This window comes from Bradyrhizobium genosp. L (assembly GCF_015624485.1).
Taxonomy (GTDB): domain Bacteria; phylum Pseudomonadota; class Alphaproteobacteria; order Rhizobiales; family Xanthobacteraceae; genus Bradyrhizobium.
The window spans coordinates 7,003,739-7,023,490 of sequence record NZ_CP061378.1 but is presented as its reverse complement, the minus strand read 5'-3'; the positions used below and the strand labels follow the sequence as shown (position 1 = coordinate 7,023,490).

Annotated in this window: 17 protein-coding genes; 4 read left to right on the top strand and 13 right to left on the bottom strand. The window is 66.0% G+C overall.

Annotated features, from left to right (window positions below; genetic code table 11):
• Positions 1 to 2: 2 nt before the first annotated feature.
• Both IC762_RS33405 and IC762_RS33400 read right to left on the bottom strand, forming a co-directional pair.
• Positions 3 to 911 (bottom strand): NAD(P)-dependent oxidoreductase, encoded by a 909-nt coding sequence (locus IC762_RS33405; RefSeq protein WP_195786323.1) that lies wholly within the window; start codon positions 909 to 911, stop codon positions 3 to 5.
• A gap of 10 nt (positions 912 to 921) precedes the next feature.
• Positions 922 to 1,884, bottom strand: coding sequence for a Bug family tripartite tricarboxylate transporter substrate binding protein (locus IC762_RS33400; RefSeq protein WP_195786322.1), 963 nt, complete (start codon positions 1,882 to 1,884; stop codon positions 922 to 924).
• 136 nt (positions 1,885 to 2,020) lie between these two features.
• Between IC762_RS33400 and IC762_RS33395 the strand changes: the two genes are divergently transcribed.
• From IC762_RS33395 to IC762_RS33385, 3 genes are all read left to right on the top strand, one after another.
• Complete coding sequence (locus IC762_RS33395; protein WP_195786321.1) at positions 2,021 to 2,410, top strand: carboxymuconolactone decarboxylase family protein; 390 nt, start codon at positions 2,021 to 2,023, stop codon at positions 2,408 to 2,410.
• Between the two features lie 61 nt (positions 2,411 to 2,471).
• The gene (gene pcaB, locus IC762_RS33390) at positions 2,472 to 3,833 is read left to right on the top strand and encodes a 3-carboxy-cis,cis-muconate cycloisomerase (protein WP_195786320.1); all 1,362 of its coding nucleotides are present in this window, start codon (positions 2,472 to 2,474) and stop codon (positions 3,831 to 3,833) included.
• A gap of 115 nt (positions 3,834 to 3,948) precedes the next feature.
• The gene (locus tag IC762_RS33385) at positions 3,949 to 5,205 is read left to right on the top strand and encodes an aminopeptidase (RefSeq protein ID WP_195786319.1); all 1,257 of its coding nucleotides are present in this window, start codon (positions 3,949 to 3,951) and stop codon (positions 5,203 to 5,205) included.
• A 3-nt stretch (positions 5,206 to 5,208) separates the two neighbouring features.
• On the opposite strand, the gene IC762_RS33380 is transcribed toward IC762_RS33385, so the two are convergent.
• The 4 genes from IC762_RS33380 to IC762_RS33365 form a co-directional block, all read right to left on the bottom strand.
• The gene (locus IC762_RS33380) at positions 5,209 to 6,141 is read right to left on the bottom strand and encodes a GNAT family N-acetyltransferase (protein WP_195786318.1); all 933 of its coding nucleotides are present in this window, start codon (positions 6,139 to 6,141) and stop codon (positions 5,209 to 5,211) included.
• Between the two features lie 11 nt (positions 6,142 to 6,152).
• Positions 6,153 to 7,202, bottom strand: coding sequence for an amidohydrolase family protein (locus IC762_RS33375; RefSeq protein ID WP_195786317.1), 1,050 nt, complete (start codon positions 7,200 to 7,202; stop codon positions 6,153 to 6,155).
• Positions 7,203 to 7,307: 105 nt separating this feature from the next.
• Positions 7,308 to 8,300, bottom strand: a complete 993-nt coding sequence (locus IC762_RS33370) for an aldo/keto reductase (protein WP_195786316.1) — start codon at positions 8,298 to 8,300, stop codon at positions 7,308 to 7,310.
• Positions 8,301 to 8,560: 260 nt separating this feature from the next.
• On the bottom strand, positions 8,561 to 9,373 hold the full coding sequence (locus IC762_RS33365; RefSeq protein WP_195786315.1) for an MBL fold metallo-hydrolase: 813 nt from the start codon (positions 9,371 to 9,373) through the stop codon (positions 8,561 to 8,563).
• A 166-nt stretch (positions 9,374 to 9,539) separates the two neighbouring features.
• On the opposite strand from IC762_RS33365, the gene IC762_RS33360 reads away from it, so the two are divergent.
• Positions 9,540 to 10,478: an alpha/beta fold hydrolase gene (locus tag IC762_RS33360; protein WP_246801353.1), complete on the top strand. Its 939-nt coding sequence runs from the start codon at positions 9,540 to 9,542 to the stop codon at positions 10,476 to 10,478.
• Between the two features lie 45 nt (positions 10,479 to 10,523).
• On the opposite strand, the gene IC762_RS33355 is transcribed toward IC762_RS33360, so the two are convergent.
• The 7 genes from IC762_RS33355 to IC762_RS33325 form a co-directional block, all read right to left on the bottom strand.
• Positions 10,524 to 12,635: a phospholipase D-like domain-containing protein gene (locus IC762_RS33355; RefSeq protein ID WP_195786314.1), complete on the bottom strand. Its 2,112-nt coding sequence runs from the start codon at positions 12,633 to 12,635 to the stop codon at positions 10,524 to 10,526.
• A gap of 144 nt (positions 12,636 to 12,779) precedes the next feature.
• Entirely contained in the window at positions 12,780 to 13,892 is a 1,113-nt protein-coding gene (locus IC762_RS33350; protein WP_195786313.1) for a hypothetical protein, read from the bottom strand.
• Positions 13,892 to 14,551, bottom strand: a complete 660-nt coding sequence (locus IC762_RS33345) for a 5-bromo-4-chloroindolyl phosphate hydrolysis family protein (RefSeq protein ID WP_195786312.1) — start codon at positions 14,549 to 14,551, stop codon at positions 13,892 to 13,894. The genes IC762_RS33350 and IC762_RS33345 overlap by 1 nt, the downstream gene beginning before the upstream one ends.
• On the bottom strand, positions 14,552 to 16,141 hold the full coding sequence (locus IC762_RS33340) for a vWA domain-containing protein (RefSeq protein WP_195786311.1): 1,590 nt from the start codon (positions 16,139 to 16,141) through the stop codon (positions 14,552 to 14,554). It lies immediately after the preceding gene.
• Positions 16,138 to 17,193: a toxic anion resistance protein gene (locus tag IC762_RS33335; RefSeq protein ID WP_195786310.1), complete on the bottom strand. Its 1,056-nt coding sequence runs from the start codon at positions 17,191 to 17,193 to the stop codon at positions 16,138 to 16,140. Before IC762_RS33335 ends, IC762_RS33340 begins: the two co-directional genes overlap by 4 nt.
• Positions 17,194 to 17,367: 174 nt before the next feature.
• On the bottom strand, positions 17,368 to 18,888 hold the full coding sequence (locus IC762_RS33330; protein ID WP_195786309.1) for a permease: 1,521 nt from the start codon (positions 18,886 to 18,888) through the stop codon (positions 17,368 to 17,370).
• Positions 18,885 to 19,637: an ABC transporter ATP-binding protein gene (locus tag IC762_RS33325; RefSeq protein ID WP_195786308.1), complete on the bottom strand. Its 753-nt coding sequence runs from the start codon at positions 19,635 to 19,637 to the stop codon at positions 18,885 to 18,887. The genes IC762_RS33330 and IC762_RS33325 overlap by 4 nt, the downstream gene beginning before the upstream one ends.
• Between the last annotated feature and the right edge of the window lie 115 nt (positions 19,638 to 19,752).

Genomic DNA, 19,752 nt, shown 5'->3' with positions numbered 1-19,752 from the left:
GTTCATCCCTCGCCTGGGTCTTCGCCGAAGCCTTTACCTGGGTCGCGCCGGGCCCTGATCGCCTCGATCACGGCCGCGCTGTCGCTGTCCGGCCCAACGAGCCCGATCGTCGCGCGCAGCAGCTCGGCCTGCGCCGATGTCACCGGCAAGGATAGGCCGCGCCGGCTGGCCTCATGCAGGATCAGTTCGGCGTCCTTCAGGGTCTGCGCGATGCGCGACTGCGGCGAAAAGTCCTGCGCCAGCATCTTCGGTCCCTTGCTGTCCATCACGGCGGAATATGCCGCCGAGTGCCGCGCGCTCGCAAGGAAGGTCAGGCCGTCGAGACCGAGGCTTTCGGCAAACACGATGCCCTCGGCGAGCGCTGCGCGGTTGCTCTGCAGGATCAGGTTGATGGCGAGCTTGGTGCGGCTGGCATTGCCGATTGCGCCGACGTTGATTCGTCGCGGGCAGAGGATCTCCAGCGTCGCGGCGGCGGCTTCGATCGTCTCGGTGAGGCCTGCGACCAGGGCGGTGGCGGTGCCGGCGCGCACGTCCGCGCTGGTGCCCGAGATCGGAGCCTCGATGAGAGGGAGGTGCGATCGTTCCGCGAACTCGGCGATGACGGCGATGTCTCCGGGCGCGCACGTGGTGGTGCAGATCACCAGCGGCGGGACCTTCACATTCGCAAGGTCGGGCAGCAGGCCCTTGAGCTGGGCCGCGTCATACACGGCGATGACGACGGTGCGGCAGCGCGCCGCGACATCGGCGGCGAAGGCCGCGAATTCGGCGCCGCTGGCCTTCAGGCCATCCGTCCTGGCCGCATCGACGTCGAACCCGAGCACGCCGACGCCGGCGTCGATCAGCCGCGCGGCCAGCGCCGATCCCATCAGCCCGAGGCCGATCACGCCAACCGGTGTGCCGGGGTCGGTCACCTCGGCCGGTCTATTGCGGTTCGATGCCGGCAGCTTTGACCTCCGCCGACCAGCGCACCACCTCGCTTTTCACGAAGGTGCCGAATTCGGCCGGCGTCAATGGCGCCACGATCACGCCGACATCGGCGAGCTTCTTCCTGGTTTCGGGCATTGACAGGTATTTTGCGCATTCGGCGTAAAGCCTGTTGACGATGGGTTCGGGCGTGCCGGCCGGTGCGAACAGCCCGTACCAGATCGTGGCCTCGAAGCCGGGCATGACTTCCGATAATGCGGGCAGGCCAGGGGTCAGCTCGTTGCGGGCCGCCGACGTCACGCCGATGCCGCGCAGCGTACCGCCCTGCATCTGCGGGATCGCGACCGAGAAATCGCCGAAGGTCAGGTCGATCACACCAGCCATCACGTCGGTCATCGCCTGCGGGACGCCGCGATAGGAGGCCGCGACGACCTGGATGCCGCCGCGCGACTGCAGCTGCGCGATCGAGATCTGCGACGCGCCCGAGCCGTAGCCCGCGGTCAGGTTGGGATGCGCCTTGGCATAATCCAGGAACTGCGGCAGGTCCTTTGGCGCGATCTTCGGATTGACCAGCAGCACCATCGCGGTGGTGGTGGTGCGAATGATCGGTGCAAAATCCTTCACCGGATCGTAGGGCAGGTTCTTCAGCGTGGCGACGTTGCTGGCTTGCGTCGTGTTGGTGCCCATCAGCAGCGTGTAGCCGTCGGGTGCGCTGCGCGCGACCTCCTGGGCGCCGATGCTGCCGAGCGCGCCGGCGCGATTCTCGATCACCACGGTCTGGCCGAAGGCATCCTGCAGATGCTGGCCGATCAGCCGGGCGACGTTGTCAGGGCCGGCGCCGGGCGGGAACGGCACGATGATCTTGAGCGGCCGTTGCGGGAAGTCGTCCGCGGCGAGGGCGGCAGACGCTGCAAAGGCGGACAGCAACAGGACCACAAGCCAGCCCAGGCGCAACTTCATCCCGATCCTCCCGCAAGTCTGTTGCGACAATTTATACGGACAAATGGATGGAGGGTGCAAGAGCAAGGACCACATCGCGATTGAGATTGGCAAAATTTGTCCGTATAAATAATCGAAACAGGGAGTCCGACACCACATGGTGGACACCAGCGATCTCCACGCGCGGGGCCTGCGTCGCCGCCGCAAGATGTTCGGCGATGCGGACGTGGCAAAGCGGATGGCGGCTGCGGGCGATTTCGGCGCGCCGCTGCAGAACATCATCAATGCCTATGTCTATGGCGATGTCTGGGAGCGCGATGGTCTCTCCGACCAGATGCGCAGCCTGGTCATGCTGGGCATCACCGCGGCGAGCGGCAAGACCACCGAGTTCCGGGTCCATGCCAAGGGCGCGCTCGCCAATGGCTGCACCGCCGCCCAGGTGCAGGACGTGCTGCTGCTGGTCGCAATGTATTGCGGCGTGCCGGCCGCGATCGAGACCAGCAAGATCGCAGCCGAGGTGTTCGGCGAAGTCACCCCGGAGGGGTAGGGCGGCCGCGCCGGGCGTGATAGGGACGTTGCCAGCCTGCTGTCGGCAACAGGACCCGCCCATGCCCGCCTTCCCGTCCTCGACCACCGTGCTCGATTCCGTGCTGTTCCGCGATGCCTTCGGCACCCGCGAGATGCGCGAGGTGTTTTCCGACCTGCGGCTGGTCTCGCGCTATGCCGAGGTCGAGGTCGCACTGGCGAAGGCCGAGGCACGCTGCGGCGTGATCCCGGCGGAGGCGGCCGCGGAGATCGCAAGTCGTACCGATGTCGCTGCGCTCGACTTCGATCTGCTGCGTCAGGAGACCGACATCGTCGGCTACCCGATCCTGCCGCTGGTGCACCAGATGACGAAGCAATGTGGCGAGGCCGGCCGCTACGTGCACTGGGGCGCCACCACGCAGGACATCATGGACACCGCCGTCGTGCTGCAACTGCGCGACGGCTTGAAGATTATCGAGGACGATATCGCGACGCTGCGCGACATCCTCGCCGATCTCTCGAAGCGCTACCGCGACACGCCGATGGCGGGACGCACCCACCTGCAGCAGGCGCTGCCGGTGACCTTCGGCTACAAGACCGCGATCTGGCTCGCGGCCTTCGACCGCCATGCCGAACGGCTGGCGCAGCTGAAGCCACGCGTGCTGGTCGGCCAGTTCGCCGGCGCCGCCGGCACGCTGGCCTCGCTCGGCGACAAGGGTTTTGAGGTGCAGCAGGCGCTGTGCGAGGAGCTCGGCCTCGGCGTACCCGTCGCCACCTGGCATGTCGCGCGCGACGGACTCGCGGAGGCCGTGAATTTCCTCGCGCTCGTGACGGGCTCGCTCGGCAAGATCGCGCTCGACATCATGATCATGGCGTCGACCGAGTTTGCCGAGGTCTATGAGCCGTTCGTGAAGGGCCGCGGCGCGTCCTCGACCATGCCGCAGAAGCGCAACCCGATCTCGTCGGAGCTGATGCTCGCGGCGGCCAAGGCGGTGCGGCAGTACGCCGGCCTGATGCTGGACGCGATGGTGCAGGATTTCGAGCGCGCCACCGGCCCGTGGCACGCCGAGTGGATGGCGATCCCGGAAAGTTTTGTCCTCACCGCGGGCGCGCTGCATCAGGCAAAATTCGCGCTTGGCGGCCTGATCGTCGATGAGAAGCGGATGGCCGACAATCTCGACATCAGCCGCGGGCTGATCGTCGCCGAGGCCGTGATGATGGGGCTGGCGCCGGCGATCGGCCGCCAGGAGGCGCATGACGTCGTCTACGACGCCTGCCGGCTCGCCAACGAGAAAGGGCTTTCGCTGGCCGACGCCCTGGCGGCGGATGCGCGGGTGACGGGCCGGATCGATCGCGCGACGATCGACCGCCTCACCGCACCGAAGAACTATCTGGGGCTCGCGCCCGACATGGTCGATCGGGTGCTGGCATCTGTGAAGCGGTGACATCAGCGCCGTTTGCTCGCTTGGGCGTGATCGCCGGTGACGGCGGGAACCTTGCGAATGCGGGGCGAATTGGACTACGAATCCTCGACCCTCAACCGACATGGCCGGACATTTCATGACTGCTCATCAGCGCAACCTTTCCGCCTCGATCGATCCCGTGAAACTCGATCGGCTCGCCGAAGTCGCGGTGAAGGTCGGATTGCAGCTGCAGCCGGGACAGGATCTGCTGCTGACCGCGCCCGTGGTGGCGCTGCCGCTGGTACGGCGGATCGCCGAGCATGCCTACAAGGCCGGCGCGGGGCTGGTGAATTCGTTCTTCTCCGACGAGGAATTGACGCTGGCGCGTTATCGTTACGGCAACGACGCAAGCTTCGATCGTGCCGCGGGCTGGCTCTATGAGGGCATGGCGAAGGCGTTCGGCGCCAACACGGCGCGGCTTGCGATCGTCGGCGACAATCCGATGCTTCTGTCGGGAGAAGACCCCAGCAAGGTTGCGCGCGCCAGCAAGGCCAATTCGATCGCCTACCAGCCGGCGCTGGAGAAGATCGTCAATTTCGACACCAACTGGAACATCATCGCCTATCCGAGCGCATCCTGGGCGAAGCAGATGTTCCCCGATGATGCCGAGGACGTAGCGGTGGCCAGGCTCGCGGATGCGATCTTCTCGGCGTCGCGGGTCGATCAGGACGGCGCCGTCGCGGCCTGGCAGAAGCACAACGCAAAACTGCGCGAGCGCACCGACTGGCTGAACGGCCAGCGCTTCCATGCGCTGAAATATTCCGGCCCCGGCATGGATCTCGTGATCGGGCTCGCCGACGGCCATGAATGGGAGGGCGGCGCCTCGACGGCCAAGAACGGCATCGTCTGCAATGCCAACATTCCGACCGAGGAGGTCTTCACCACGCCGCATTGCCGGCGCGTCACCGGTCACGTGGTCAGCTCCAAGCCGCTGTCCTATCAGGGCACGCTGATCGACAATATTTCGGTGAAGTTCGAGGAAGGCCGCATCGTCGAGGCCAAAGCCTCGCGCGGCGAGGAGGTGCTGAACAAGGTGCTCGACACCGACGAGGGCGCGCGCCGGCTCGGCGAAGTCGCGCTGGTGCCGCATTCCTCGCCGATCTCCAAGAGCGGGCTGTTGTTCTTCAACACCCTGTTCGACGAGAACGCCGCCTCGCACATCGCGCTCGGCCAGTGCTACTCGAAATGCTTCGTCAACGGCGATAAACTGACGCCGCAGCAGATCGCCGAGCAGGGCGGCAACAAGAGCCTGATCCATATCGACTGGATGATCGGCTCCGAACATACCGACATCGACGGCATCCATGCCGACGGTCGTAGCGTGCCGGTGTTCCGGAAGGGTGAGTGGGCTTAAGCGTTAATGGAAACGCCGGTCACGCGTGGCGAGCAGGTCGCCGCGGGTGGCGCTGAAGCGGCAGGTTTCGTGCTGCGGCCGGAAGCCGAGCCGGCGGTAGATCTTCAGCGCGGCGGCGTTGCGGCTCGAGACATTGAGCCAGCAGGGATGCTCGAGCGAAACCTCGTGCGCGGTGAGCGTCTGATAGACCAGGAGCTGGCCGAGGCCGCGCCCCTGCCGCGCCGGATCGACCGCGACCGACTCGATCCACATCGAGTTCTGCTCCGGCTCGGTCAGGCAGAAGCCCGACGGGTGTCCGTCCTCGGAGGCGATCCAGACCTCGCTGTCGCAGGCGAGCTGCGCCATCTCCTCGGGCGAATACAGCCGGAACGCGGCGTCGGAGGCATAGGCGGCATTATGAATGCGTGCGACCTCGGCGGCGCAGACGGTGACGTCGCTGACCCGCTCGATGCTGGCGCGCGCCGCCGCGAGCGTGCGCGCCGGCTGTAGCGGCTCGACGCACTTCATGCCGATCTCAGATTCTATGTGGACGAAGCCGAACACCGCCACGAAGGCCATGCCGGCCGGCCAGTCGCGACTGACCAATGTTTGCACGGGGAGATCGGCCTCGCTGTCGATTGCGAGCACCTCATCGAACAGCGCGAGCCCAACGTGGCGCCGCCGCGCCTCGGGCGCCACGACGATCTTGAGGAACCGGGAATGGTGCGCGCCCTGATCGCGCAACGAGGATTCCGCGAGTCCGACCAGCCGGTCGCGCTGTTCGGCAATACGAAAGTCGCGCCCGCCGCGGTTCTGCGGCAGCTTTAGGAACTGGTCCCATTGCGGCAGCGTAACCGGGCCGAGCCGCGGTTCGACCGCGGCCGCCCTGGTATAAAGTGCAACAACCGCTTCCGCGTCGGTCTCCCGGAGCGGCCGGATGGTGATGCCGTCATCCATAGTGAGCGAGTTTACCCGATATCGAGCCGATAAACATCCTTTGCCGTCTGCGAGAACAGGGCCGTCTTCTCGACTTCGCTATATTGTGAAGCCAGACGTTTAAAAGTGTTGAAGATCACCTGGTAGCTGCATTGGCCCTTATCAGGTGGGAAGTTGCTCTCGAACATGCAACGGCTCGGGCCGAATGCCTCGATGCAGGTCTCGACATAGGGCCGCCAGACCGTAGCAAGTTCCTCGGAGGATGGAGGCTTCGGGCGGAGATGGAAGTCGTAGCCGAGCAGGCACATCGCAAGGCCGCCGAGCTTGACGACGACGTTCTGGCACTTGGCGATCTCCTGGATCGACGCTTTCCAGATCGGAAAAGTCTCCTCGCGTTTGCCGGCGAAACGGCCGGTGCCGACCGGGCCGCCGCAATGGTCGAGAATGATTTTGGTGTCGGGGAAGGCGCGGGCGAGCTCGGTGAGCTCGCCGATCTGCGGATGGAACAGCCAGGCATCGAAGCTGAGGCCGAGCGGCGCCAGGCAGGCAAAGCCCTTGCGGAAGGCGGGATCGAGCAAAATTCCCTTCGGCCGGTTCGCATACATATGCGCCACGTTGGGATCCTCGTCCCAGGCCGAGGAGTGGCGGATGCCGCGGAACCGGCCGTTGCCGGCCGTGATTTCCGCCTCCAGCACCGCCTTGGCCTGGTCGCCGATCAGAAGATTGACGTGGCTGACGATGCCGGCGCAGATCGCAGCCTTGCCGTAGCCGCCGCTCGCCGACATCGCGGCGACGCCGTTGGCGAACTCGACCTCGCCGACTGGCCGAAACGCTTCCGGGCCATCGGCGCGATACATCGAGCGGCAATCGACATAGACGGTCGCGACGATGTTGTGGCCGGAGCCGATGTCGTCGCGCATCTCCTCGATCAGATAGCGCAACCCGCCGCGGTCCCAGAGATGGTGATGCGGATCGACGATCGGCCGCGCGGGGTCGATGATCTCTTCGGTGGTTTGGGCGAGCCAGTCTTCGCGCGGATTGGCATAGAGCCCGCTCGCGGAGGCGGGCAGAGTGCTGGCCATGGACGATGCTCCCTGTTCTTGCTCTTGTCGGCCGCCGATCCGATGTCGGCTGTTACCGAGGATAACGAGGCGCGCATCAACGCGTCAAATGTGCGCCTGCAGTCTCTACAGATAGACCGCCTTCATCGCGCCAGCCGGATAACGCTCGCCCGCCGCGGCGCCGGGCGGGATCGCCGCTGAAATCTGGGCCAGCTCGGTCGGAGAGAGCACGACCTCGAGCGCGCCGATATTCTCGTTCAGCCGTGCGCGTTGCTTGGTGCCGGGAATAGGCACGATGTCGTCGCCTCGCGCCAGCAGCCAGGCCAGCACGAGCTGTGCCGGCGTGCAATTCTTCGCGCGCGCGATCGCGACGATGTGGCCGACCAGATCGCGGTTGTGGGCAAAATTGTCGCCGGCAAAGCGCGGATGGTCGCCGCGGCGATCGCCGGCGATGTCGGCCTGCGACTGGATCTGCCCGGTCAGGAAGCCGCGGCCGAGTGGCGAATAGGCGACGAAGGCGATGCCGAGCGCGCGCGTCGCTTCCAGCGTCTCCTCGGCCTCGCTGCGGTAGAGCAGGGAATATTCGGTCTGCACCGCGGCCAGCGGATGGACCTTGTGGGCGCGACGGATGGTCTCGGGCCGCGCCTCGCACAGGCCGAGGTGACGGACCTTGCCCTGCTCGACCAGGCGGGCCATCGCGCCGACGGTGTCCTCGATCGGCACGTTCGGATCGATGCGGTGCTGGTAATAAAGATCGATGGTCTCGAGGCCGAGCCGCTTCAGGCTGGCTTCGCAGGCCTGCTGGACATAGGCGGGCCGGCCGTCGACGCCCTGTCCGGTCGCGGTCTTGACCTGGCCGAACTTGGTGGCGATCACGACCTGGTCGCGCAGGCCCTTCAACGAGCGACCCAGCACCTCCTCATTATGACCCCAGCCATAGAGATCGGCGCTGTCGAGGAAATCGATGCCCTGGTCGATGGCGGTGCGGATGAAGTCCGGCGTCGCCATGTCGTCGCTGGCGCCATAGACGCCGGACAGCGACATGCAGCCGAGCCCGATCGCGGACACTTGCGGGCCGTCATTGCCGAGCTTGCGGTGCGGGAGCTTGCTGGAGGTCATGCCGATCGTCCTCTTTGCGGGTGGTTGCGGGCCGGTTTTGAGTGAACAGGCTAGAGCATACTCTAGGCCAAGCGGGAAAATCACCGGCTGACGAAATCGTGTCGCCCGTTGGCTGGCTCGTCTGGCAGTCCCGTCATCCTGAGGTGCGAGCCCTTGCGAGCCTCGAAGGATGCACGGCCACCAGCGGGGCCGATTCATCCTTCGAGGCTCGCCGAAGAGGCTCGCACCTCAGGATGACGGGGTTCGATGCGTTGCGCACCTCACACCCCATCGAGGATGATCACGGTCGGCGCCGACGGCAGCGCGTCGCGCGAGATCCGCAAGGTGCGCTCGCTGCGGCGGTCGATCTCGAACTGCTGGCCGATCAGGCGCATGAATTCATCGAGCGGGGTGGCGAAGCGGTGCATCGGCAGCACGACGGCCGCGCGCAGCCGCTTGGTGATCTCGGAGATGCCGTCGAGCGACATCGTGTAGGTGCCGTCGATCGGCACCATCACGATGTCGAGCCTCCCGATCGCGGCGAACTGGCTGTCGTCGAGCCTGACGTGGAGGTGGCCGAGATGGCCGATGCAGAGGCCGGCGACCTCGAAGATGAAGATCGAGTTGCCGTCCTTGATCATCTCGCCGCCGGCATCCTCGCCCCAGTAGCGGCGGATGTCGGTCGTGACGTTGCGGATGTAGACGTCGCCGATCCGCATCGCGACATGTGCCGCCTGGCCGTTCTCGCCCCAGCCATGCAGCACGTGGGGAATCCTGGGATCGGGGAACAGCGTGTAATGAGTGGAGTGCGCCCGGTTCATCGTGACGACGTCGGGCAGCCGTCCGATCTGGTAGGCGCCGCTGTAATCGGTCGCGATGCGGACGCCGCCCGGCGTGTCGATGAAATAGGTGGAATGGCCGGCATAGGTGATCGCGACCTCGTCGGCCTTCGCCGCGACGCCACGATAGCCCGCCGGAATCGCACGCGGTGGTGCGCTCGCCATCGCCATGCACTCGCTGCGCGGCGCGTCTTGCGCCGAGGCGAGGCTGCCGAACGTTCCGAGCAGGACAAGCGCGGCGAGCAATCTCAGCATGGCATATTCCGTCACGGGCGAAAATCCACCGGCAGCAGACTAGCGCCGAACGGGGCGCCCGTCATGACGCCGCCGGCGCATCGCTCAGGGGCGGGAACTGCAGGACGATTGGGGCGATGAATTCCGCGGGACGCGCTATCATCCTGCGCGAACAAGGTAGACCGCCGTGACCGACACACCATCCGCGCCGCGCGCGCCTTCGACCAAGCGGCTCGAGCCGCTGCGCCATGTCGACGCCGGCGTGCTCAACATCGCCTATCATGAAGTCGGCCCCGCCGATGGGCCGGCCGTGATGCTGATGCATGGCTTCCCCTACGACATCCATTCTTACGTGGATGTCGCGCCCGTGCTGGCGGCGCAGGGCTGCCGCGTCATCGTGCCCTATCTGCGCGGGTACGGACCGACCACATTCCGCGACAAGGCGACGCCGCGCTCGGGCGAGCAGGCCGCGGTTGGCGCCGACATGATGGCGCTGATGGATGCACTCGGCATCGTGCGCGCGGTGTTCGCCGGCTATGACTGGGGCGGCCGGGCGGCTTCGATCGGCGCGGCGCTCTGGCCGGAGCGCTGTGTCGGGCTGGTCTGCACCAACGGCTACATGATCCAGGACATCGCGCATGCGATGGTGCCGGCGCGGCCGGAGCGCGAAGTGCCGCTGTGGTATCAGTATTACTTCCAGCTCGAGCGCGGACGCGCCGGGCTCGCCGCCAACCGGCATGGCATCGCCAGGCTATTGTGGTCGCAATGGTCGCCGAGCTGGCAGTTCGACGACACCTGCTTCGCGCGCAGCGCGGTCGCGTTCGACAATCCTGATTATGTCGATGTGGTGATCCACAGCTATCGCCATCGCTTCGGCCTCGCCGACGGCGATCCGCACTATACCGAATTGCAGCGAAGGCTGGCCGCGTTGCCGGTGATTACGGTTCCCACCATCACGCTCGATGGGGCCGACGACGGCGTTACCGCCGCCGCGGACGGCAGCGCCAGTGCTGCGAAGTACACCGCCCGCCGGGCGCATCGGGTGATCCCGGGCGCCGGCCACAATCTGCCGCAGGAAGCGCCTGAAGCGTTCGCCGCGGCGGTGACGGAGGTGATGAAAGAATAGGTCGGCGCGGGCGCGCCGGCCTGATTGTGAAGCGGCAGCAAGAGGCTATTTCTTCGGGGCTGGGCGCTTCGCGGTTTTCTTCTTCGCAGCCTTTGCGGTCTTCTTCGCGGCCTTCTTTGGCGCCTTCCTTGTCGACTTCCTTGCCGACTTCTTGGCCGCCTTCTTCGGCGTCTTCTTGACTGCCTTCTTCGACTTCTTGGTCGCTTTCTTCGCGGACTTTTTTGCAGCCTTGGCCGGCGTCTTCTTGGCCGCCTTCTTTGTCGCCTTCTTCGCACCGGTCTTCTTGGGCGCCTTCTTGTCCGTTCCGGTCGCGTCGGCCCCCTCCTTCCGTTTCGCATTCTTCTTGTCGCGTTTGTCCTGCGCGCGCTGATTCTCATTCGTGAACGGATTGGGATCCGCGGCGGCCGGCGTGCTCCAGGGCTTGGTGGCCGCGGCCGGGAAGAACAGCAGGCGGCGATTGTTCTTGTAGGCGCCGTCCTTGAAGTTCGGCCCGATCCAGCCGTCGGTCGTATCGAGCAACAGCCATTCTTCGCGCTGGCCGGCGTTGGCTTCCTTGTTGATGATGTCGCGCGAGCGGAAGTGCCGGAAGATGCGGTCGAGCTCGGTCATGTAGATGTCCGCGACCCTGGTGTCGCCGCGGATCAGCAGCATGTTCTCATCGTTCGCGGTCAATGAATTGGCTGAGAAATTCGCCGAACCCGAGCAGACCAGCGGATCGTCCGACAGGGGGTCGACGATCAGCACCTTGGCATGGACGAAGAAGACGTGGCCCTTGTTGGTGGGGCGATCGAGTTCCTCGTCGATGAACCATTTGTCGAGGTTGGAGTTCGGGATCGGGGTCACCTTCGCGCCGCCGAAGCTGGATTTGTACTTGATGAACGACTTGCCGAGGATCGCGCCGTTCGAGAAGGCGAGCTTGCCGCGGTTGCGCTGCTCCGCGTCGTCCACTGCCTTGCTCGGCGGATCCTCCAGGATCACCAGCCGCATTGCGTTGCCGGTCTTGGAGAGCGCGGTGAGGATGGTGTCGGCAACGTTGAACGGGATCGTCATCATCGCAAGCGAGCCGGCATCATCGATCCGCTGCCCGTACCAGTCGAGCATGTTGTCGGCGATGCGCGGCGAGAAGAACGGAGCGGTGGACGATTTGGCGATCGCATTGGGCGGATTGGGCGTCAGCTTGATCGCGTTCTGCAGCGCGACGCTGTGGACGGGGTCGTCCTTCAACTCGGTCCAGTAGTCCAGATAGGTCTTCACGGTGGCGGCGTCGGCGGTCACGTGCCCGACATTGGTCTGCCCGTAGAAGCCGGAATCGGTGAAGTTGGTCGACCCGGTCCACACCAGCTGCGGCTTGCCCGCGACGAGCTTGACGATGAACTTGTTGTGCGGGATCGCGGTCCGGGTGCGCGGATGCACGATCGCCGCCGGCAGTTTCGCCGTGGCGATCGCCTCGCGGTTCGGATCGTTGGGCTTCTTGGTGTCGTGATAGACGATCTCTACGTCGACGCCGCGGTCGTGCGCGCGCTTCAATGCGGCGAGCACCGGCAGATAGGTGAACTCGTAGGCGCAAACCCGCAGGCCTTCGCCCGATTTGGCGTCGTTGATGTATTTGAGGCAGGCCTCGGCCAGGCCGCGCGACAGCCATTGCGTCTCGCGGTCGAGCAGCTTGCCGTCGTCGCTGACATTGTTGACCATCGCGTCGGTCAGCGTGGCGTTGTGAAACTCGACGGCCATCGCATGGCTCGCGATGATGCCGCGATTGAACCAGACGCCCTGGCCCTTGCTGTCGTACTCAGGTTCGGTCTTGATCGAGAAGTTCAGCGTGTAGCGCTCCTCCATGTTGTGGAGGTCGCCGTAGAGCGCGATGATCGTGAAGTCGTAGGCGATGCCGGGGCTCGCGGTGTAGTCGGACCATAGGAACGACTGGAACGGCTGCTGGCGCGATGGAAAGCTGTCGCCGGGCTTCGCGTTCGGCACCAAGTCCTTGAAATACTTGATACCTTCCAGCCACTGCTGGGGCTGGCCGTCATGGCCGCGCTTGATCGCGAAGCCGCGCAGGCCGGGCCGCGCGCTGGCGTCCATGTCCAGCGCCATCAGGACGACGTGGGTGCCGGCGATCGCCTTGACGCGAAGGGCCCCGCTCGATTGCGAAATGCGCATGCCTCTCTCCCCTGCCAATATCTTTGTAGTTGCAATAAAGATAAACTACACGAGAAGTACGGGTCTGCCTACCCGGCAGGGCGCCGAATCGGCTGCTGGCAAGCTAGGCGCGGGCCATGATGACGGCGTGACGGGCGCCGCGGCTTACGCGCTCGAGAGACGATCGAGCAGCGCCAGCATGACCGGCGCGTCGGGGATCGGCAGCACCGCATCGATGCGCTCGATCAGGCGTGACTGCAGCAGTTCGTTGCGTGCCTTGCCGATGGTGCCGAGCGGCCCGCGAAACCCATGCTCTTCCCAGGCGAGCTCGAGCAGGCTTTCGCTGACCAGCGCGTCGATCAGATCGTCGGCGGCGCGATCGATGCTGATCAGCGGATGGGCGGAGAAAGCGGTCGGCGTCGGATAGAGGATCACCGGCTTGGACGGCGCATTGGCCTCGACCCGCTTCCAGCGGTCGGCGTCCTGCAGCACCCATTCGATCAACTGATTCTCGTAGCCGACGATCAGCGGCTGGGCGCCGGCGCCCCCGGCGATGTAGTCGTCGAATAGCTTGCCCGACGACGGCGGCTTGTAGCCCATGCGGCGGAACACGGTCGCGACATCGCCGTCGATCTTGCCGAGCGAATCCAGCGCGATGACGTCGCCGCTGAGCAGGCTCGCGGTCAGGCCGGCGAACATGAAACCGGAATTGGATTTGTTCGGATCGGTCGAGACCACGCGGGCGCGGCCGAACAGGCCGCTGACGCCCATCGCTTCCCAGGTCTCGCCAGCAATGATCGCCTTCAGCACCTTGAGCAGGTCGACCGTGTAGCGCGGCCCGCCGGCCGGCTGGGCAAAGCCACCCTTGACCAGGCCGTCGGCGATGCGGTCCCAGGAATACAGCACGATCGGCGAGTTGAAGATCACCTGGTCGCGTGAGATCTTGACGCCCGAGCTGCGCGCCACCTCGACCAGCACGGACGAGGACGGCCACAGGAATTGCGGCTTCTGGTCGAGCAGCGCGCGTTCGCGCACCATCTCCACCGATCCGGCGCGCCGCGCATCGAGGATCAGGCCGAAGCGGCGCTCCAGCAGGCTGCGGACCCGGGCATTGGCGATGAAGCCTTCCTTCTCGCCGCCGGCAAAGCCGAACAGCTTCCTGGCCTCGCCGAACGTGCCGGCGATCTCCGGATGCTGCCGCAGATAGACATAGCCGCCGGTGCCGGCAGCGCTGGCGGCCAGCAGTCCGACACCAAAGGCCCGACGGGAAATGGCCATCAGGCTCTCCTTTTGCCCGGATCGGATGGGGCAGGCAGCGCCGACGGCCCGAGATCCTCGTCGAGCGAGCTCTTCAACAGCTTGAGCTCGACGTCGAGATTGTCGAGATCGGCTTCCTGCAGATTGGTCGCGTAGTAGGCGAAGGCGGTGTCGAGTCGGTCGATCAGGTCGCCGGTCGCGGCGAGCCGCTTGGTGTCGCGGTTGCTGCTCTTCTCCAGCACGGCATAGGCCTCGGCGAGCTCGGCGGCGCGCGGCAGGTAATAGGTCAGGAAGCGGCGCACGCGGTCGACGCGCAGCGGGTCGTCCTCGACACCGGCGAAGATCTCGCGCGACGTCCGCGCCAGGTGACGGACGCGCTCGGCGACGGGCTTGGTGCGAATGGTGCTGACCGCGACCTCGAGTCGGATCGCGAGCGGTTCGGCATCGGTCAACAGCTCGCGTGCGAACTCGATCTTGCCGCGCGCCGCGCCGCTGGCATCGAGGCCTTCGAACGGCTTGCGCGGTGCGAGCAGCGCCACCACGCCGCCGCCTGCCGCAACGCTGATCAGACCGGCGGCCCAGAACGGCATGCCGACGCCGATCGCGAGCGCGGGCAACAGGACGGCGGCGCCGGCGCCGCCGGCGATCCAGTTCAGTCCTGACCATGCCGGTGATGGCATTCAGTTGTATCCCCGCACGGCACGAAACGCCTGGGTCAGGCTCTTGGTGCCGTCGAACACCCGGCCTCCGGTGAGCGTCGCCAGATTATCGAGCTGGCTGCGGTCGGCGTCGCTACCGAAGGTAACGCCGAAAACCGGGACCCGATGTCCGTCCGCGCGCCACGGCAGCTCGAAGGTCGACATGGTGCCCTGGCTTTTGCCGTCGGTCATGATGACGATGGCGGGCAGATGTTGTCCATCGTCGAGCAACGGCTTCATCGCGGCCAGCGCCTGCGCAGCGCAGGTGTAGAAGTCGGTCCCGCCATTGGCGCGCAGTTGCAGCGACTTGTCCAGCAGATCGGCCTGCGCCGTGTCGTCGCCGCCGGCGCCGGCCATCCAGAGCACGCGCTCGTTGAACGGCAGCACGATGATGTGGTCCTGCTTCGACCACTGCACCAGCACTTCACGGGTCCGCGCCGGCGTGAACAGGAAGCGCATTGCGTCGAGCAGCTGCGCTTCGCCGGGACCCTGCATGCTGCCGGAGACGTCGAGGCAAAGTGCGGTCAATGACGGCTTACGCAGCGCCTCCTGGTAGAGCGCGAGCGCCTTCTGGATCACGGCGGGCTCCGGCGGCCGCACCACGGTGAGTGGCCGGCCCGGATCGAGATTGGTGTTGGCGTCAGCCTTGATCGGGGTGGCGCGCCCCAATTCGACGCGGCGTCCGGTGGCGGCGATCCGCGCCTGGGTCTCGTTCTTGAGCAGGAAGGCCTGCAGATCGCCAAAGAAGTCCTCGACGTCCTTGCCGCGGCCGCGATCGACGAAGCCGAGCGGGGAATCGCCGACCGACACGCCGTCCTCGGGATAAACCGCGTAGAGCGGCTCCTTGCTGTCGCCGATCAGTTTGTCGTTGGTCTCCTTGATGACCGCCTCGTAGTTCCACATCGCGTCGTATTTGGCGCCGGTGCGTTCGCCCTCGCGGTAGAGATCGGCGAGCCAGCCGCTGGAGCCGGACGAGCGTTCGACGCCGCGCAGCAGGCCGCGCACGGTCGCGAGCACCTCGCTCTTGTCGAGATCGCCCGCCTCGATCAGATCGGGCTTGCCGATGCCGGCCGCCAGCATCGCGAGATAGGCGGCGGCGCCGGAATTCGATTGCGTCGCCGAGGTCATCAGGAATTTCAGTTTGCCGCCTTCGACGGCCGCGAGGATGTCTCTGGTCGTCACCTTGGCGCCGATCCAGCCCAGCGCCTGCGCCTTGGAGCGCCGTACGCCGAGGATCACCGGCATCTGCGCGATCGACTTGACCGATTTCACGCGCCGGGCGGTGTCGAACATGTCGATCCAGATCGACGCTGCCGGCCACACCGCGTCGGTGCCGGGATCGTTGCCCGGCTTCAGCGCCAGCGCGATATCCAGCGAACCCTGGTATTTCATCGTGCACGCCGCGTGGCGCGATTGGCAGAACTCCTGCACCATCGGCTCCAGAACCTCGTTCTCGGAACCGGAGACGATGGTGAATTGCGGCCCTGACGGCGCCGAGCAGGCGCTGATGCCGAACGCGAGCAGCAGGCCGGCCGCGAGCTTCGCGGCGAGCCGTGGGACAGCGAGGGTCATGTGGGGGACTTGGACAACTCGGATTTCAGCTGATCGGTCAGTTGCGCCATGCGCTGTTCGATCTCGGCGCGCTTCCTGCGGCCCTCTTCCTGCACTTTGAGGACGCCCGAAATCGTGTCGAGCAAATCGCCATTGGTCTTCTCAAGTGTCGCGATGTCGACGATGCCGCGCTGCGACTGCTTCTCGATCTCGATCGCCTGCGTCTTCATCATCTCGGACGCCTGCCGCATCATCTCGTTGGTCGCATCTGTCACGGTCTTCTGCAGCTCGAGCGCATTCTTCTGCCTGCTGAGGCCGAGCAGCAGGATCATCTTCTGCTTCCACACCGGAATGGTCAGCTCGGTGGTGGCCTGCAGGTTCTCGATCAGGGTCTCGTCGCCCGACTGCACGATGCGGATCTGCGGCAATTGCTGGATGCCGACCTGGCGCGCCTGCTGCAGATAGAAGATGCGCTTCTCGAGCCGGTCGAGCGCCTGGTTGGCGTCCTGATAGGTCTGCGCCGCAAGCAGCGCATCGCTGCCTTCGCCGGCTGCCTTGGCGCTCCGCTCCAGTTCCACAAGCTTGCCGCGGCGAAAGTCCTCGACGAAGGCCTTGCCGGCCGCGATGTGCGAATCGAGGTCGCCCAGCGATGCCTTGGTCTGCTCATGCAGCTCGTCGAGCACCGCGATGTCGCGGCGCAGCGTCTCCTTGTTGCGGTCGAGCTCGACGCAGACGCGATCGATTTGGGAGGAGACGTCGCCGAACTGCTCGGTGAACCGCCGCAACCGCGCTTCCACCGAGGAGAACAGCCGGGTGAGAAAGCCGCCGTCCTTGAGCGTGGCGGGATCGAGGCCGCGGGCTTTGGCCAGGATATCCGACAGCAGCTTGCCGGTGGCGCCGATCTCGCGGTTCTGGGTCTGGGCCAGGATGCGGTCGGCGAACTCGACCACCGAACGCTGGGCGCGGTCGCCGAAGGTGACGATGCGCGAACGGTCGGCGATGTCGATCTCGGACCTGATGCGCGCCACCGCCGACGAATCCACCACCGCCGGGACATTGATGGTTTCGCTCATCCGCTTCCTCTCCTGTGCTTTCGGCCTTGAAATGGTACCCGGCCGAGATACCGGCAAGATAACGATCGCACGCGAACGATTCGATGACAGCGCACGATGGCGCCCCTGCCGCGCGAACCGCTGGAAATCCGTTTCTGGTTCAATGGGATAGCGAGGCGTTATGGCGCGGCCGCGCTAGCCGCGTCGCGGGCTGATCTTCCAGGCGGCGGCCAGCGTCAGCAGCGTCAGAATGCCGCTGACGACGGCGGCGACCGGGATCGTCAGGGCCAATGCCGCTGTCGCGGCCCAGCCGATCGAGCAGAAGGCCTCCGCGATGGTGGCAACGCGCGACGAGGTCTGGCGCCGGCGGAACTGGCTGCGCTTCGCCTGCGCGCGGAACCAGAGCTGGATCGCGGCAGCGGATGCGGTCGCGATGATCACGGAGATCGCGGTGACGGCAGCCTGCCCGAGCGAAGCGAAGGCCAGCGCGATCACCAGCGGCGCAAAGACCAGCGCGATCGCCATCAGCACCACCTCGATCTTGGCGCGGATCACGCGCGCCGGCGGCAGCGGCGCGGTCGCCACCAGATCGGCGGCGTCCTCGCCCGAGATCGTCAGCCAGGCCAGCCCGCCGGCGAGCTGGCCCGCGGCCATCACGATCACGGGCGTGATCAGCACGATCGCGGTCGAGGAATCGGAGAAGCTCTTCCAGAGCATCAGCGCCGGCGGCACCAGATAGAGCATCTGCATCAGGCTCTGCGACAGCAGCCAGGGATCGCGGCGCAGCAGCAGAAACTCCTTCCGGCGCAACGCCTGCGAGCGCGAGCCGACATGGAAGGCGCGGGTTCGTCCGCGCGTGGTTGTGGCCGGATTGGCCGCCACGCTTGCGACCGTGTCGGCGAAGCGCGGCGCGAACACCGCCATGACCAGGCCGAGCATCAGCAGGCCGATGGCGACCAGCAGCAGCATGACGTCGAGCTGGCCGAGCGCGGCGCGCGCCGGCCACCAGACCAGGCTGTCAGGACCGGGCGCGATCCGTGCCGCGGTGTCGGAGGTCAGGAAGGCGAAGCGCGACAGCGTGCCGTAGGACAGCACGGCGACGACCTGCAGCGCGATGACGAAGCCTGCGCCGATGATGGCGGAGACGATCTGCGCCACCAGCCGCGTCCGTGCCGGCCCGATCACGCGGAACAGCCACACGGTCAGCGCGATCGCGGTGGCTGCTGCCGACAGGCCGATCGCGATGACGACGCCGAAGCCGGTGAGCCAGCGCGCGCCGCCGAGATAGGCCAGCACGTCGATGAACGGCGCCGACAGCAACAGCGCCATGCTGCTCACCGTCAGCGCGATCGCAGCGATCCGGATCGAGAAGATGTTGGTGAGCTTGGCCGGCGACGACATGATCAGGTCGAGATCGGCGCGCGCATAGAACACCCGCGTCACTGATTCGATCGCCTGTGACAGGATCAACGCCCAGGACAGGAAGATCGTCGAGGTCAGCACGATCAGCGAGGACGGATCGAGCGGGAATTGCAGGTCGGCAAAGCGGCCGACCACGGCATAGGCCGGCAGATGCAGCACCGCGGCGAAGATCAGGAGCCCGATCACGGCGCGGTTGCGGCGGCGCCGGCCGCCGGTCATCATCGCCAGCCACTCGCGCCAGGCGAGGCGGAATTCGTGGCGGGCGAACCAGGAGAGAGGTGCGGCGCTGCTCACGCGGCCGCCGCTTCGGTATCGACCAGCGCGATGAACATATCTTCCAGGCTGGTGTCGTTGCGGCCGCTCTGCTGACGCAGCTCGGTGAGCGTGCCTTCGGCGATCAAGGTGCCGGCGGCGATGACGCCGATGCGGTCGGCCATCCGCTCGGCGACCTCGAGGATATGCGTGGTCATGATCACGGTGCAGCCGGCGCGGACGCGCTCCTGCAGCAATCCCTTGACATGACGCGCCGACAGCGCGTCGAGGCCGGTCAAGGGCTCGTCGAGGATGATCAGCCGCGGATCGTGCACCAGCGCGCCGGCCAGCGCCACCTTCTGGCGCATGCCCTTTGAAAATCCCTCGCAGCGTTCGTCGAGGTGCTGCTCGAGCCCGAGCGAGACCAGCAGGTCGCGCGCCGATGCCTCGGACTTTCGGGGATCGACGCCCCACAGGCCGGCGACGAATTCGAGATATTCCAGCGGCGTCAGCTTGTCGTAGATCATCGGCTCGTCGGACACCCAGGCCATGATCTGCTTGGCGGCGACCGGATCGGTGAGCGCGTCGATGCCGAGGATCGACACTGAGCCGGCATCGGGCTTGAGCAGCCCCGCCACCATGCGCAGCGTCGTGGTCTTGCCGGCGCCGTTCGGGCCGAGCAGCGCATAGAACTCGCCGACGCGTACGGTGAGATCGAGCGCGTCGACCGCCGGGCGGTCAAAACGCTTGGTTAACCCTCGCACGGAGAGTGCGGCGAGTCCTGTTGTCATGAGGCCTGCTGTCATGATGTCGTCGCGATCCCCGATTTCGCCCGTCGGTTGCGTGCATTGTGGGCCAAGAACCGTTTCGGTGCGGTGAATCGCCCCACACAAATCGAAGGCGTTA

Excerpts from the sequence above, each read along its gene's own strand:
- IC762_RS33370 (WP_195786316.1), bottom strand. The coding sequence starts at position 8,300 with ATGACCTCCAGCAAGCTCCCGCACCGCAAGCTCGGCAATGACGGCCCG.
- IC762_RS33395 (WP_195786321.1), top strand. The coding sequence starts at position 2,021 with ATGGTGGACACCAGCGATCTCCACGCGCGGGGCCTGCGTCGCCGCCGC.
- IC762_RS33355 (WP_195786314.1), bottom strand. The coding sequence starts at position 12,635 with ATGCGCATTTCGCAATCGAGCGGGGCCCTTCGCGTCAAGGCGATCGCC.
- IC762_RS33335 (WP_195786310.1), bottom strand. The coding sequence starts at position 17,193 with ATGAGCGAAACCATCAATGTCCCGGCGGTGGTGGATTCGTCGGCGGTG.
- IC762_RS33340 (WP_195786311.1), bottom strand. The coding sequence starts at position 16,141 with ATGACCCTCGCTGTCCCACGGCTCGCCGCGAAGCTCGCGGCCGGCCTG.
- IC762_RS33380 (WP_195786318.1), bottom strand. The coding sequence starts at position 6,141 with ATGGATGACGGCATCACCATCCGGCCGCTCCGGGAGACCGACGCGGAA.
- IC762_RS33375 (WP_195786317.1), bottom strand. The coding sequence starts at position 7,202 with ATGGCCAGCACTCTGCCCGCCTCCGCGAGCGGGCTCTATGCCAATCCG.
- IC762_RS33400 (WP_195786322.1), bottom strand. The coding sequence starts at position 1,884 with ATGAAGTTGCGCCTGGGCTGGCTTGTGGTCCTGTTGCTGTCCGCCTTT.
- IC762_RS33385 (WP_195786319.1), top strand. The coding sequence starts at position 3,949 with ATGACTGCTCATCAGCGCAACCTTTCCGCCTCGATCGATCCCGTGAAA.
- IC762_RS33345 (WP_195786312.1), bottom strand. The coding sequence starts at position 14,551 with ATGCCATCACCGGCATGGTCAGGACTGAACTGGATCGCCGGCGGCGCC.
- pcaB (WP_195786320.1), top strand. The coding sequence starts at position 2,472 with ATGCCCGCCTTCCCGTCCTCGACCACCGTGCTCGATTCCGTGCTGTTC.
- IC762_RS33350 (WP_195786313.1), bottom strand. The coding sequence starts at position 13,892 with ATGGCCATTTCCCGTCGGGCCTTTGGTGTCGGACTGCTGGCCGCCAGC.
- IC762_RS33325 (WP_195786308.1), bottom strand. The coding sequence starts at position 19,637 with ATGACAACAGGACTCGCCGCACTCTCCGTGCGAGGGTTAACCAAGCGT.
- IC762_RS33365 (WP_195786315.1), bottom strand. The coding sequence starts at position 9,373 with ATGCTGAGATTGCTCGCCGCGCTTGTCCTGCTCGGAACGTTCGGCAGC.